This window comes from Croceibacterium salegens, assembly GCF_009827435.1.
Lineage (GTDB): Bacteria > Pseudomonadota > Alphaproteobacteria > Sphingomonadales > Sphingomonadaceae > Croceibacterium_B > Croceibacterium_B salegens.
In genome coordinates, this window is record NZ_WTYM01000033.1 from 1 (window position 1) to 13972 (window position 13972).

Sequence of the window (13972 nt, forward strand, 5' to 3'; positions counted from 1 at the left end):
GCCCACCACTCGTTCGCCGCTGAATTCGACCGTAACAAGCCGATCAAGCTGGAAGGCTCGGTCGTGAAGTTCGAGTGGGTCAACCCCCACTCGTGGATCCACATCAAGCTTCCCAACGGCCAGGTCTGGCGCGTTGAGGGCGGTGCCCCGTCGGCTCTGCTGCGTCGCGGCTGGAACAGGAACTCGCTGCCGGCCGGCACCAAGATCATCGTCCAGGCCTTCCAGGCCCGCGACGGCGATACCCGCGCCAGCGCCGCGGAAATCAGCTTCCCCGACGGCCGCGAGCTCTCGCTCGGCAACCCGACGACCGAAGCGGTCGCCGCCGCCGCCAAGCGCGCCGAAGGCAATTAGGTACCCCCCGCCAGGCCCGCACAGGGCCTGACGAAAAGAAGGCCCGCGAGTTCGCGCTCGCGGGCCTTTCTTCGTGCGCCGAGGCATGTCAGGTAGCGGTACTAGAGGAGACCAGACGCCATGACCTTCGACGATCCCGACGTGCAGGCAGTGTTTGCCGAATATGCCGCGAGGCACGAGGCCGATGGCGTGAAGGCACGCGAGCTTGGCGCGGAAATGTTCGCCCGGCGCGACGAGTTCCTGCTGCCGGTCGGCGAAGAGGCGGCATGGCTGCTCCACGCCCTGATCGTCGCCCGCGCACCGAAGCGGATCTGCGAACTCGGCACGTCCTACGGCTATTCGACGCTGTTCCTCGCCGACGCAGCGCGGCAGGTCGGAGCCGAGGTCGTGACGATGGATCTTGCCGACTACAAGCAGGCCCATGCCCGCACCCAGCTCGAACGCGCCGGCCTCGCCGACAATGTCGACTTCCGCTGCGGCGATGCCATCGAACTGCTGGCGCAGGACGACGGCCCGTGGGACTTCGTCCTGCTCGATATCTGGAAGGACCTCTACGTCCCGTGCTTCGAGGCGGTCTATCCCAGGTTGTCGGAAGAGGCAGTGGTCTGCACCGACAACATGATCAGCCCCGAAGCCGCCCGCCCCAACGCCCGCGAACTCCGCGCGGCCATCGCTGCCAAAGGAGACCTGCAGACGGCGCTTCTGCCGGTCGGACAGGGCATCGAACTGACGGTGAAATGGAGCGCGGGGAACGCGAGCCTGTAGAAGCGAAATCAGCCGGCCGCGAGCCGCCCCTCGGGCGGCAGCACGTCCGATTCCTTGCTCCCTTCGGGCGGCTTGCGAGCGCTGAACCCGAAGCCTATCCGGACCTCGTTGGCAGTGAGCGCCTTGCTGTAGAGCCAGCCTTGGGCGTTCTCGCATCCAAGATCGGCCAGGTGGTTGCGGATTTCCGCATTCTCGACGCCCTCGACCGTGATCGGCAACTTGAGTCCCTTGCCCAGCGTCGCCACAGCCTTGACCAGCGCATTGCTCGTCCCGCCCTCTTCGAGCGAGAGGATGAACTGGTGATCGATCTTGATGCGATCGAAGGGAAGCGCCTGAAGTTGCGTGAGCGACAGGTAACCCTTGCCGAAATCGTCGACGGCGATGCCGATCCCGACGTTCTTCAGGCTGGTGACGGTCGCCATGGCTGCATCGAGATCGGTCAGCAGGCACTTTTCGGAAATCTCGAGCTCCAGCCGCGCCGGGGGAAATCCTGTTGCGGTCAGGACCTTGAGAAGGCGCTCCGCGATCATCGGGTCGTTGAATTGCATCGGCGATACGTTGACGGCGATCTTGTAGCTTGACGGCCAGTCCCGGGTGATCTCGAGCGCGTCCTGCATGACCTTCAGCGAGAGATCGGAAATCATGCTGGTGTCTTCGGCAATGGCGATGAACTCGCTCGGTTCGAGCATGCCCTTATCGGGATGCAGCCAGCGCGCCAGCACCTCGAACCCGACCACTTCCTCGCTCCTCAGGTCGAGAATCGGCTGGAAGTAGGGCACGAACTCTCCGCTCCGGATGCCGCGACGAATGTCGGCTTCAAGTTCGTTGCGTTTGACCAGTTCGATCTCCATGTCGGAATCGAAGAACACGAAGCAGTTGCGCCCACGGCGCTTGCCTTCGTACATCGCGATGTCAGCGCGCTTGAGGAGTTCGCCGGGATCCTTGCAATTCTTCGACTGGATGGCGATGCCGATCGAGCCGCCGATAACCGCGACGATGCCCTTCACGCTGACCGGATCGTGCAGCGTCATGACAATCTCTTCGGCCGCATTGGAAAGCGCTTTGCTGGCGATGTCGTCTCCAGCGAAGAAGACGGCGAATTCGTCACCGCCCAGGCGCGCGCAACTTGCATCTGGAGGACAGGCGTTGCGCAGCCGCTTTGCCGCAACCGTGAGCACGGCATCGCCGACCGCATGGCCATAGAGGTCGTTGACGCGCTTGAAGCGATCGAGATCGAGCAGGAACAGCGCGCATGGCAGGCCCGCGGCCTGGCATTCGGCAATGCGTTCGCGGATGTAGCGCCGGTTGAACAGGCCGGTGACCTCGTCGATGTAGGCCAGATCATGCGCCTTGGAGAGCGCGGCGTCGCGTTCGGCGCTGGCCCGCTTGAGCGCAACCGAGCGTTTCCATGAAAACACGATCAGGGCGATGTTGAGCAGGAAGCCGGTTACGTCGTCGGGCCGTATGGCGGACGCAGCATCATTTCCGGCAATGATGAGCGGCAGGATACGCGACCCCGTGTAGGTAAAGACGGCAATCGCAAACAGCGCCACTGTGCCCGTGATCCAGCGACCATCGCTGAACAACCCGACGCGTGGAGCGATTCCTCCAGGTCCCCCGACCATCGCAACCTCCCGCGGTTCTGCATGGGAGGGTTTAGGTTGACGGTGTATATATTCGGTTAAGGGCCTGAAACCAACAGTATTAGTAGCGGTGCATGGGCAAGTATTCGCTCGAATTACCGGATCGCATTAATCTCAAACCGGACGGGATCTCTTCGGACCGACGGCTGAATGCTGCGCTAGCCGACCGGTGCGAGTTCCATGCCCAGATCGCTCGCCAGACCTGGGATCAGCCGGTGCACCTGCGCCGAGATGAAGAACGCGCCGAGCGGGTCTCCGAACATTCCGGCGGTCAGGGGACCGATGGCGCGCAGGGATGGCGCCGCCCTGCCCTGCTCCGAGACAAGACGATTATCCGCATCGGTCACGATGCCGAAGCCGGTCGAGTGCGGGGTCAGCATACCCTTGCGGCGCAAAGCGAAGAGCAGAGGGTTATCGAACTGGCTCGCGCGGTCGAAGCCGGTGCAATTGAGGACCGCATCGAAGGTGACCGTTTCGCGGCTTCCACCTGGCGCTTGCAACGTGGCGAGCAATGCCCCCTCTGCCGTCGGTTCGAGGCCGGCCAGCCGGCTCTTGCGGAATTCCACCTGACCGCGCGCTTCGTGCGCGCGCACCAGGGCGTCGGTCATCGGCGGGGTGCGGAAGCGGTGCGCGTCGTATTGCGCGCGCAAGTGGCGCAGCGCGCGTTGCTTCTCGGCCAGCGGCAGGCGCGGCCAGATGCGCGACAAGGGAAACGCCATCGCGTCGAACGCGGCCTGCCAGCCGAGCCCTTCCGCCGTGGTTTCTGCGGCATGCTTGCGGACGCCGCGAAGGATTGAGAGTGCGCTCAGGTCCTCCGCTGCAAGGTAATCGGGCAAGTCGCTCTCCAGCAGGTCGAGCGGGATGACCGGCGGCGGTGGAAGGTCGGTCAGCGGACTGACGATTCGAGCCGGCTGCGGCTGGGGACGTAAACCGTGGCGCGAGATCGCGGTGATCGTCCCACGATGGCCGCGCCCGAGGAGCGAGGCGATGATGTCGAGCGCTGTCAGACCCGCTCCCACGACCAGCAACCGCGCATCCGGCGCGACATCGGAAGTGCCTGCATGCAGCGGATCGAGGTGGATGCCCGGGTGGCCAGCAACAGCGCCCGTCATCGCCGCCGGATGACGGAAACGTGGATTGCCCGTGGCCAGGATGACCTGCTCGCCGGCCAGCTTGCTACCGTCGTCGAGGACCACGGTCGCGCCCGTACCGTCCATTACGCAATCCACTGCCCTGCCCCGCACGTGGCCGATCCGCGTGCCGTTCGGCATAGCAGCGTGCGCCGCCACCGTGTCGCTCAGATAGCGCCCGTAGTCGCTTCGGCGCGCAAAGACCTCACCGCTGGCGACGCCCGCGCCGGGATCGCTCTTACGCAGGCCCTGCGCATCGAACCAGCGGGTGAAGTGCCATGGATCGGCGACGTCGATCGAATGCGCCAGAGATATGGCGTTGAGCCGGTAGGACGGGTCGGCGGTGTCGTAGGGCAATCCCGGCCCGATCGAGGCAGCCGGCTCGATCACGACGATTTCGAGCGGTCCGGCGATCGTGCGCGCCAGTTGCACGGCTGCCGTTGCGCCGCTGAACCCGCCCCCGACGATGATGATCCGCGGTGCTGCCATCGCCAGCCATGGTTGGCGCAACCGCCGACCTGCTACAAGCCGGGGATGCAAAACGTCGTTGCGGTGGTGGCAATTCCTCCGCATGGTTTACGCGGGGGTGCCAGATGACCGACAATTGTTCAGAAATCCGCGCCGCATGAGCGAGAGCGGCTCGAAAAGAACGGGCCAGCTCGGCCTGATCGCCGCCACCGCCCTCGTCATGGGCAACATGATCGGCTCGGGGGTCTACCTGCTGCCGGCGAGCCTCGCGCCCTACGGCTGGAACGCCATTGGCGGCTGGATCGTGACCATCGGAGGGTCGCTCGTGCTGGCCTGGGTCGTCGCCTGCCTGACGCGGCAGGTGCCTGAAGCGGGCGACCTCGTCGGCTGCATCACCAAAGCCTACGGAAAGCTGACCGCGTTCCTGGTCGGCTGGATCTATCTCGTCACCGTCTGGGTCGGCGTCGTTGCCGTCGCCGTGGCGGCCATTAGCTATCTGTCGAACCTGTTCCCGGGCATCGAGACAGTGCCGTTCGGCCCCGCCATCGGTGCGCTGGTGATCGTCTGGGCGATTACGCTCATCAACCTGCGGGGTGTACGTTCGGCGGGCGATTTCCAGGTGCTGACGCTCGCCATCAAGCTGATCCCACTGGTCATGGTAATCGTCATTGCCGCCGCCCTCCTTGCGGGAGGGAATGCGGAAGTCGCGCCTCTGCAGTCGCACGAAATCTCCTTCTCCGCGATCTCCGGCGCCGCCACGCTGACGCTGTTTGCCCTGCTCGGCTTCGAGGTGGCGGGCGTCGCGGCCGAGCGGGTGCGCAATCCCGAGGTCAACGTCCCGCGGGCGACGATGTGGGGCACCGCACTGACGGGATTGATTTACCTGTTCGTATGTTCCGCCGTCGCCCTGATGCTGCCGCAGGACGTCGCCACCACCTCTGCCGCGCCGCTTGCCACGTTCGTCGAACGCTACTGGAGTGCGGGACCGGCGGCGCTGGTTACCGTGTTCGCGATCGTCAGCTGCTTCGGAGCGATCAACGGCTGGATCCTGATCCAGGGCGAAATGCCACGTGCCATGGCCGAGAAAGGCGAATTGCCCGGTTGGTTCGGGGTGACCGACGCGCAAGGCACGCCGCGCCGCGCACTAGTGACCGGCTCGGTCATCGCCAGCGTCTTCCTCCTGCTCAACGGCAGCCGGTCGATGCACGGGCTGTTCGACTTCTTCCTGCTGCTGACGACCTCCGGGGCGCTGTGGTTCTACCTGGTCATGGCAATGGCGGCGTGGCGGCTGAAGGTCGCGAGGCCATTCGCCGTGGTCGGTGTTGCCTACTCGTTGTGGACGTTGTGGGGCGCCGGGCTCGAGGCCGACCTGTGGAGCTTCGCGCTCATGCTGGCCGGTCTGCCGCTCTACTGGTGGACCCGGCGTGATCAGGCCGCCCGGCCCGCGGCCTAGCTCCCGGGCGCGAGCCGTTCGGCGATATGCGGGTCGCGAAAACGGATTTCGTTCTGCGGGAAGGGAATCTCGATCCCCGCCGCGCCAAACTTCTCCAGCAACGTGAGGTAGAGTTCAGAGCGCACACGTCCCATCTCGCGCACGTCGTCAATGTAGGCGAAGACCCTGAGCGCGAGCGAGCTGGCGCCAAGTTCGGTCACCGTGACGCTCACCGGCGGTTCGGACATCACGTTCTCGTGCGCTTCGGTGACTGCCTTGGCGAGTTCCATCGCCTTGCGCACGTCGCTCTCGTAGGCGATCCCGATCACCAGCTCGACGCGGCCGTTGGTGTCGGCGAAGGTCTTGTTGTGGACGATGCCGGCGATCAGTTCGGAATTGGGCACTATCACGTCGTCGCGCTCGAACGACTTGATGCGCGTGGCGCGCACGGCGATCTTCTCGACCACGCCGCTGACCGAACCGACGGTGATCCAGTCGCCCTTCTTGATCGGCCGTTCGATCAGCAGGATGATCCCGCTGACGAAGTTCGCGACCACCGACTGCAGGCCAAAGCCGATGCCGACCGAGAGCGCGCCGAAGACTATCGCCAGGCTCGACAGGTCGAGGCCCGCAGCGGCAATCGCCACCAGCAGCGAGAGCAGCAAGCCGACATAGCCGACCCCGGTCACCAGCGCGCTGCGCGTGCCTTCGTCGAGGCCGATCTGCGAGAACAGCGTGTACTGCAGGATCCGCTGGGTCCAGTGCGTGATCACGTAGCCGGCCAGGAACACCCCGAAGAAGATCGCCACCGTCTTGAACGAGATCTGCATGTCGCCGATCTGGATGCCGTCGCGCAGGTAGGCCAGCAAGTCGAGCATCTGCGCCGCGCGCACGCCCCAGAATGTGGAAATGAACGGCATCGCGACCAGCAGCAAGGCCACCGCGATCAGGAAATGGGCCACCGGGTGGTTGCGCGGCGTTTCCGGGCGCAGGCGGTCGATGAAGCCATCGCTGAGCTGGCAAAGGCGCCGCCAGGTGATGAGCGTAAAGGCAACGACGGTCAGCGTCTCGATCGTCGGCAGGAGGATCTGCCGCGACAGCGCGATGTATCCGATGCCGCCGGTCACCACCGCAGCTATGCCGGCGAACGCCATGGCCTTTGCCAGCACCGGCACGAACTGCACGTCCTGGTGCGCCTCGGGCAGTTCCAGGCTGCTTTCCGTCCCTTCAGGTGAAATCTCGGGCTGCACGCGCGATGCCTTGAGCACGCTGCCGAGGCGGAACAGGAGGAACGCCATCGCCAGTATCAGCAGGAATGGCGCAACGGACGCCGCGCGATCGCCGTAGGGATTGGTGACCTCGACCAGTTCGAGACCCGCCTCGAGGCTGATCACCACGCCAAGCAGGATGAAAACGACCAGCGCCTTCTGCGCGCCCGAATTGGTGATTTGCAGCTCGCGGATCTGAGGGACATCGGGCGACAGCAGGCTCTGACCCAGCCAGTAGGCGATCACGGTAGGCAGGCCGATCACGAGCATGATCGATGCCGCTAAGTTGGCCATCTCCGGACTTGTCGCCAACGACAACGCAAGCGCAGTCGTGGCGCCGACACCGGCAAGCAGGATTGCCAGCAGGACAATGTCGCGCGCAATCGAATAGCCGAAGACCGCGATCCTCCTTTCGCTCAACTCAAGTCGTCTGCGCACGAACTTGAGCCAGTATCGCTGGACGTAATAGGTCAGCCCGAGACCGACGATCATCGGCACGAATGTCGCCAGCAGTGCGCCGAGGCCGGTCTGCTCTTCACCCGACCGCAAGGCGGCAAGCTTGCTCCCCGTTTCGCCGGCGAAGGAGACCCAGGCCGCAGGGTTAAGCGGAGTCGGTGAGCGAGCGAAGAGCTGGTCCATCTTGAGATCGGAAATCTCGTCGTCGAGCTGCTCGACCTGTATCTGGTAGCGCAAGTAGTCGCGGCGAATTGCGAGACGCGGCGCTTCGAGTCTGCGCAGGCGGGTTTCGAGATCGAGCCGCTCGCTCTCGATCAGCGGGGATTCCGTTTCCCCTTCGGCCGGGCGCGGTCCGAGGTCCTTGATCGACGCATCGAGCACGAGCGCATCGAGGCTGCGCTTCTCGCTCATGACCTTGGTGCTGTCGCGCAGCTTGGCGAGTTCGGCGCGCCTTTTCTCGAGTGCCTCGATCCGCTCGCGAATACGTAGCGCGTCGCTCTTGGATTCTACGGCTGGTGCTGCTGCCGTAGATGCCGGGCCGGGTGCGGCGGCGGCAAGCGGTGCTTGCAGCAGCAGGCCCGTTGCAACCGCCAGCAAGGCGGCCAGCAGGTGTCGGAGCACAGGCTTCGGCTTCAGTTCGGAGAGAATTCGAAAATCCCCCCGTCCAGCTTCAGGGCGAGGAACAGGTGACCGTCACGCATGGTATAGCTCGCCACGTCGGAAAGGCGCGCCGCGAGCATTTCGCCCATGTCGGGCGGTGGGCACAGGGCGCGGGTGACGGCGGCAGGCCCGAACGTCAGCGATCCTCCAGTCGCGCTCGTGTTGCCGACACTGTAGTTGGCCGAGCCGCGGTTGCAGTCGAGTTGCATTGCTGCCCTGCCGTCGGTGCCAAACGCCAGCGTGTAGTCTTTCCCGGCGGCGGGCTTGGTTGCCCCCTGCGCATCGTCCATCGACTGGAAGGAGACGAGCTTCCACGAAGTGCCTGCCAGCCCTTCCGCCGCGCCCCCGTCTGGCGTGGTGGCACACCCTGCGAGGCCGAGCGCGGACACAGCTGCTACGGCAATTGCGAAATGGCGTGTCATGGCACTTCCTTTCATAACGATAGGCTGCGGCCCGTTCAGATTTCCCCCTCGTAGGACTTGGGCGACTGCAATGGCCTGATCCACGTCACCGATTCAACCGTCCAGCGCGGATCGGCTTTCTGAAGCAGCGGGATGATCCCCTTGAGATGGTTGGCGCCATAGGTGATGTAGATCTTGTCATGCGGGTCGCTAACGATCCGCTCCACCAGCTTGCGATTGCGGAAATCGAGAATGATCTTTTCGATCTGGCGCGGATCGCTTCCGCCTTTGGCGATGTTGCTCATCATGTAGCGGCAGACGTAACCGCTGAGTTTCTTCTGGTCGGGCGTCAGCGTTTCGGCGACGTTGACAGCTCCCACTTCGGTGCTGCCGGCCTCGGCCTCCGCGGCGCGTTCCTTCGCGTATCCGGCGGCAAAGGTCGGATCGGTCTTCATCAGCCGCTCGAATTCATTCTGCATATCGAGCGTATCGACATCAGCCGCCACATGTCGGTCGGGATGCTCCTTCATGTCCTTCTGCAGCATGCCGAAGTAATCTAGCTGGAACTGCAGGCCGCAGGTCTCGCCCAACATCTTGTAGTTGGCCGAAAGGTCGCCCCCGCCCGCAAGGTTGTCGGAGAACCACTTGTCGCCGGCCGGGTTTGGCTGGACACCCTCGTAGTAGAGCACATAGCCGTCCGATAGCGCCTGCTCGGCATCGTAGACCACCTGCTTGTAGAACGGCTCGGACCCGATGTGCATCATGCCCTGGTAGACGACCGTCTTCTCGCCGTTCGTCAGCACAGCGCGCGGCAGCAGCGCGGGATCGGTCTCGGCCTTGACGGCCATAAAGTAGATCGGCGCCGCGCAAAGGATGCACAGCACGCAGAACGTGGCGAGCGCGAACTTGAGCCAATCGTGCAGGAAGCCGTGCACCGGCCCGGCAAAACGCCGGTAGAGCCAGGCGAAAGCGGCGCCGAGGAGAACCGCCAGCACTATCGCCAGCACAACCAGCACGGCGGTTGCGTCGAACATCACTGGCAAGGCCAGCAGGCAGCCGATGATCAACAGGGCCCAGAGGATTGCGGCAATCCGTATCTTCCACAGCGTTGCCTCAGGCAAAGCTGCCACCTGCGCTCCCGATCCGGCCATAGAGACACTCCCCAAGAGTTGTGGCAGTGTGCACCGCGCCCGGGCACCTGGCAATATTCCAAAAGGTTGCCTCTGCCGGAAGCTGCCCTACTCCCAGAACGCCACGCTGCGGCACTCGATGCTTTCGCGGATGTTCGCAGCGGCAAAGCTCGGGTCGATGAAGGCGGTGTGCGGGCAGCGCCAGGTCTTGGAGTGGTCGCTGTCGTGGAACTTGAACAGCAGCGCGTCGTCGGCCTGCATGTTCGAGAAGTACCACCAGCGCATCGCCGGATTGTGGCTGAAGATCGAGGCGGCGAGCATCTTGTCCTCGCCCTCGACCGGTTTCTGCGCGTCTTCCTCGCTCGGGAACTCGTCGACAATGAACAGGGTGTTCGATTTCTCTTCGCCGCCGAAGCTGGTGCGCCCGTCGCAGACCGCCAGTGGCACGTCCTGAGGCGGGGGTGAGAAGGTGCGCCAGAACGAACTGACGAGGAACCGCTTGTAGCCTGAGCCATCGGGGAAGTGCTTCTTGTATGTCGCATCCGCCATCATCCGCGCGGTTGCGGTGTTGGTGTCGACGTGGGCCTCGCCCGCCGGAGGCTGCAGGCCGCCGGAGTGCGTGTAGCCTTCGACCTTCTTGCTGGCGTGCTCGGTCAGGTCGGCCGAGGTGCGGAGCATCCAGCCCCGCGCGACGACCTTGTCGGCGCCGGTCAAGCGCTTGACCGCCGCCTCGACCTCGCTTTCGTAGAGCCGCTCGACCATCTCCTTGTCGTGGAAGTCGGTGACCGCCGTCGGGCACCTGGCGATGCGGAACCCATGGACGTCGAGTTCGAAGTGGTCGCGCATCGGCATCCCGTCGCGCACCGTGACCTCGTGGTCGGAATAGGTCCCGGTGTTCATCTCCTTGCCCGCGCTGACGTAGCGGCGAGTAAGGAAATCACCCGGATCGACGAAGCGGATCATGGTGCGCACCTGGCGCGCAGAGTCCTCGATGTCGTCGTACGGGATCGCGGCGGTGGCCATGGCGGGTCTCTCCGTATCGAACTATTCTATCGTTCGTTACGATTGTGCATTGGGCAAGCGCGTTGCGCAAGCGTGCAGGCGCCCCGCTACGCCGGCAGGTCAGCCGGTCACAACACCCACTGGATACGCGTGAGGATCGTGTCACTTTCGCCGGTGAGGCCGTCCCGGTCGAGCCAGGTGTGGCCCCAGGTCACACCGAACTTCCAGCGGGTCGTCGCCCACCAGTTGAGGCCCAGCATGGTCTTCTTGAAGCTGCCGCCGTTGATGCCGTTGTCGTCGAGGTCGACCTGAGAATAGCGGGCGACGAGTTCGGGAGCGCCCCAGCGCCCTTTCGGGATCACCCGCCGGGCATAGCCGACGTTGCGATCGTAAGGACGCGTTTCGCCGGTCAGGACCCAACTGCCGGTGATGTACCAGCCCGTAAACTTGGGATCGCCGTAGAACGGCGAATGTACCTTGGCGAGGATGTATTCGCCGAGGAACGAGACCGGGCCAACGTTGAACAGTGCCTCGCCGCCGAAATGGTTGGCGTTGTCGGCGGCGAAAGTATCGGTATCCACCGCATTGTCACCGGCATTTGTTTCGGCGCGACCCTTGTATCGGATGGTCCCGTCGGCCGCGACGTGCCGGTAGGACAGGCCAATGTGGAAGAACTGGTTCTGGTCAGGCACATCCCATAGCAGGCCGGTGGCGCGGACCGTGTAGTCCCACCCGCGGTCGGTGGTGCTGTTGAAGTCCCACTTGTCCCTGAAGGCGCCGACAGCAATCGTCGCGCGTTTGTCCTCGCCAAGGACCTGGATGATCTTGAAACCGAAATTGCGCGAGACGAAGAACGGATTCAGCACGCGTTCGTTCTGCGGCAGGTTGGCGGAATCGCCGACCATTTCGTAGGAAAAGGTCTCCTTGGTCTTGCCCACCGTCAACTTGGCGTTGGCGCCCAGCGGGAAGGTCAGCGCGGCGTCGGTCAGTTGCCAGTCCTGCGCCGGATCGGAGGCGAAACCCTTGTACTCGCCGCTCACCTGGAAGCTCACACGATATTCCCCGCCAATCGAGCCCGAAACAGTCAAGCGGGCCGAGCGGACCTGGAATTCGTCGTCCTGCACACCGATCTGCGCGATGTTGTTCGCGTCCTGGTGGAAATCGGTCCAGTCGCCGATCCCGACCAGCCCGAACTTGATCTTGATGAACGGCAGCGGCTTGTCCGGATCCGGGGCCTTGTGCGGGGGAAAGTCGGGAATGATGTAGTGCGGCGTCTCGTTGACGGTCGCAACGTCCTTCCCGGTGTGATCGCCTATCGGTTCTTCCAGCGATTCCGTATTCTGCGCCCTGGCGGGAAGCGCGAACGCACAGGCCGTGGCCAGCGCGATGGGAAAGAAGACAGGCTTACGGCAAGCGCGGCTCAGCATGGTCGATGCCCCGACGTGATTTGCGTCTGGATCGTCCCAATCGCTCCGCCACAATATCGGGTGAATTACCGATCCGACCTCAATCCGGCCTTGCCTTATCGCGGGCCGGCGCGAACGGAACGCCCGCGCCGGCCGCGCCGGTCAGGACCTTTTCTCGATGTTGCGCGCGGCGAGCATGAGGCCCTTCGCCTCAAGCTGGGCGGCAGCGTCGGCCAACAAGCCGGTCCGGCATCGGTCGGCCGATTGCAGGTCGCGAACTTCGCTCAGCCGGCCGCAGGCCCTGCTGACGTCGAGATCGATACGCTTGGCCAACTGCCTTGCGCCTTCGGGCGTGGCGACATCGCGTGTGTCAAACTCGATCGGCACGCGCAGGTCCTGTGCCTGGGCGGGAATGGCCGCAGGCGCGCAGGCGAGAGCGGCGACGGTGGCGGAAGTGAAGACAAACTTGGTCATGGGGAAAATCCTGAATTTCGTTTAATCCCTGCTGCATGACCAAAGATAGGCTCCGGACCGCGGCCGACTACGAGCAAATTGGCGTAAATTGGCGCAGAATGTAGCGTTGCACCGGGATCCCGCGACATCGATGAACGCCGGATGACTCTCAGTACCTCTCGCAGGCATTTCCCGATTGCGCCGGCGGGTTCGCCCGGCCATGATTTGGATAAAGTCAAATAGGGGGAGATTCGGGATGAGCGCACTGCCGCCGACCGTCGACGATCGCGAAATCTGGGATGCCTGGCTCAGCATGTTCAAGCTGCCGATCCTCAACACCGCGATCGCGGTGGAGTTGTTCCCGGCCATCTCCGACAAGGGACTGACGACCGAAGACCTGGCGGCACAGCTCAAACTCGACGCGCGGGCGCTGGCCATGTTCCTCGCTGCGCTATGCGACATGGGCTACGTCGAGAAGAGACTGGGCAAATGGCAGGCGACGAGCCTGGCGCGCACCTGGTTCCACCCCGACGGCAAGGGCAACTGGAGCCACTTCTTCGACGCGATGGATCGCAACGAGCACCTGCGCAGCCGACTGCTCGAATCGATCCGCACCGGCAAGCGCCCGGCCAGCGGGACCGACGAACGCCCGGTCGGGTGGGAACAGGGCACGATGCCGCAGGAAGTGGCCGAAAACATCGCCCGCTTCATGCAGGCACACAGCCAGGCCCCCGCTCTCGGCGCCGCGCGCATGCCGGTCTGGGGCGAGGTCACGCACCTGATGGACGTCGGCTGCGGCAGCGGGGTCTACGGCATCGAGATCGCCAAGGCCTGGCCGGACATCGCCGTGACACTGATGGACCTCAAGGAGGTCGCCTTCGAGGCGGGCAAGTACGTCGCCGCGGCCGGTATCGGCGACCGGGTCGGAACGGCGAGCGTCAACATGTTCACCGAGGAATGGCCCGACGGACCGGACGCGCACTTCTTCTCCAACGTGTTCCACGACTGGAGCGACGAGACCTGCGCCGATCTTGCCGCCCGCAGCTTTGCAGCGCTGCCATCGGGCGGTCGGATCTTCCTCAACGAAATCCTGATGAACGACGACTACACCGGCCCGTTCCATGCCGCCGCGTTCAGCCTGCTTATGCTCACCGGCACGCTCGGCAAGCAGTTCAGCCTCGCCGAGTTCAAGGTCATTCTCGAAGGTGCGGGCTTTACCGATGTTTCCGCGCAGCGCACCGGCGGCGGCTATTACTCACTTGTCAGCGCGCGTAAGCCCTAGAGGCATGATTGGGCCAACCGGCGCAAAGACTTACGCTCTGTCGCAAATAGATGTATGCCCATAGGACTGGCGCGACACCGTGGCGTCAACTTGAGCCATGGAGGGGGCTGCGTCCAGCTTGGGGA

The 13972-nt window shown here is 64.1% G+C and carries 12 protein-coding genes; 4 read left to right on the top strand and 8 right to left on the bottom strand.

Annotated elements, in window-relative coordinates; genetic code table 11:
- Nucleotides 1–351 (top strand): DUF6152 family protein (locus tag GRI89_RS06005; RefSeq protein ID WP_159793063.1); only part of this gene is annotated, 351 nt, incomplete at its 5' end.
- A gap of 120 nt (nt 352–471) precedes the next feature.
- Complete coding sequence (locus GRI89_RS06010) at nt 472–1116, top strand: O-methyltransferase (RefSeq protein ID WP_159793227.1); 645 nt, start codon at nt 472–474, stop codon at nt 1114–1116.
- An 8-nt stretch (nt 1117–1124) separates the two neighbouring features.
- Here the strand turns inward: GRI89_RS06010 and GRI89_RS06015 are convergent, their stop codons facing one another.
- On the bottom strand, nt 1125–2741 hold the full coding sequence (locus GRI89_RS06015) for a putative bifunctional diguanylate cyclase/phosphodiesterase (protein ID WP_159793229.1): 1617 nt from the start codon (nt 2739–2741) through the stop codon (nt 1125–1127).
- Between the two features lie 176 nt (nt 2742–2917).
- Nucleotides 2918–4378, bottom strand: coding sequence for an FAD/NAD(P)-binding protein (locus GRI89_RS06020; protein ID WP_159793231.1), 1461 nt, complete (start codon nt 4376–4378; stop codon nt 2918–2920).
- 136 nt (nt 4379–4514) lie between these two features.
- On the opposite strand from GRI89_RS06020, the gene GRI89_RS06025 reads away from it, so the two are divergent.
- Nucleotides 4515–5810, top strand: coding sequence for an APC family permease (locus GRI89_RS06025; RefSeq protein WP_159793233.1), 1296 nt, complete (start codon nt 4515–4517; stop codon nt 5808–5810).
- Here the strand turns inward: GRI89_RS06025 and GRI89_RS06030 are convergent.
- The 6 genes from GRI89_RS06030 to GRI89_RS06055 form a co-directional block, all read right to left on the bottom strand.
- Nucleotides 5807–8134: a mechanosensitive ion channel domain-containing protein gene (locus tag GRI89_RS06030; RefSeq protein ID WP_159793235.1), complete on the bottom strand. Its 2328-nt coding sequence runs from the start codon at nt 8132–8134 to the stop codon at nt 5807–5809. The two genes, GRI89_RS06025 and GRI89_RS06030, sit on opposite strands and share 4 nt — an antisense overlap.
- Before the next feature lie 11 nt (nt 8135–8145).
- Entirely contained in the window at nt 8146–8595 is a 450-nt protein-coding gene (locus tag GRI89_RS06035) for an META domain-containing protein (protein WP_159793237.1), read from the bottom strand.
- A 35-nt stretch (nt 8596–8630) separates the two neighbouring features.
- Nucleotides 8631–9725: a hypothetical protein gene (locus GRI89_RS06040; RefSeq protein ID WP_159793239.1), complete on the bottom strand. Its 1095-nt coding sequence runs from the start codon at nt 9723–9725 to the stop codon at nt 8631–8633.
- Between the two features lie 87 nt (nt 9726–9812).
- Nucleotides 9813–10727, bottom strand: coding sequence for a CmcJ/NvfI family oxidoreductase (locus GRI89_RS06045; protein WP_159793241.1), 915 nt, complete (start codon nt 10725–10727; stop codon nt 9813–9815).
- 107 nt (nt 10728–10834) lie between these two features.
- Entirely contained in the window at nt 10835–12133 is a 1299-nt protein-coding gene (locus tag GRI89_RS06050; RefSeq protein WP_159793243.1) for an OprO/OprP family phosphate-selective porin, read from the bottom strand.
- 141 nt (nt 12134–12274) lie between these two features.
- The gene (locus GRI89_RS06055; RefSeq protein ID WP_159793245.1) at nt 12275–12586 is read right to left on the bottom strand and encodes a UrcA family protein; all 312 of its coding nucleotides are present in this window, start codon (nt 12584–12586) and stop codon (nt 12275–12277) included.
- A 235-nt stretch (nt 12587–12821) separates the two neighbouring features.
- Here GRI89_RS06055 and GRI89_RS06060 point away from each other — a divergent pair, with 235 nt between their 5' ends.
- The gene (locus GRI89_RS06060; protein ID WP_159793247.1) at nt 12822–13847 is read left to right on the top strand and encodes a methyltransferase; all 1026 of its coding nucleotides are present in this window, start codon (nt 12822–12824) and stop codon (nt 13845–13847) included.
- The last annotated feature ends 125 nt before the right edge of the window (nt 13848–13972 follow it).

What these genes read in the sequence shown, in the direction of transcription:
- GRI89_RS06010 (WP_159793227.1), top strand. Translation starts at nt 472, where the DNA reads ATGACCTTCGACGATCCCGACGTGCAGGCAGTGTTTGCCGAATATGCC.
- GRI89_RS06015 (WP_159793229.1), bottom strand. Translation starts at nt 2,741, where the DNA reads ATGGTCGGGGGACCTGGAGGAATCGCTCCACGCGTCGGGTTGTTCAGC.
- GRI89_RS06020 (WP_159793231.1), bottom strand. Translation starts at nt 4,378, where the DNA reads ATGGCAGCACCGCGGATCATCATCGTCGGGGGCGGGTTCAGCGGCGCA.
- GRI89_RS06025 (WP_159793233.1), top strand. Translation starts at nt 4,515, where the DNA reads ATGAGCGAGAGCGGCTCGAAAAGAACGGGCCAGCTCGGCCTGATCGCC.
- GRI89_RS06035 (WP_159793237.1), bottom strand. Translation starts at nt 8,595, where the DNA reads ATGACACGCCATTTCGCAATTGCCGTAGCAGCTGTGTCCGCGCTCGGC.
- GRI89_RS06040 (WP_159793239.1), bottom strand. Translation starts at nt 9,725, where the DNA reads ATGGCCGGATCGGGAGCGCAGGTGGCAGCTTTGCCTGAGGCAACGCTG.
- GRI89_RS06045 (WP_159793241.1), bottom strand. Translation starts at nt 10,727, where the DNA reads ATGGCCACCGCCGCGATCCCGTACGACGACATCGAGGACTCTGCGCGC.
- GRI89_RS06050 (WP_159793243.1), bottom strand. Translation starts at nt 12,133, where the DNA reads ATGCTGAGCCGCGCTTGCCGTAAGCCTGTCTTCTTTCCCATCGCGCTG.
- GRI89_RS06055 (WP_159793245.1), bottom strand. Translation starts at nt 12,586, where the DNA reads ATGACCAAGTTTGTCTTCACTTCCGCCACCGTCGCCGCTCTCGCCTGC.
- GRI89_RS06060 (WP_159793247.1), top strand. Translation starts at nt 12,822, where the DNA reads ATGAGCGCACTGCCGCCGACCGTCGACGATCGCGAAATCTGGGATGCC.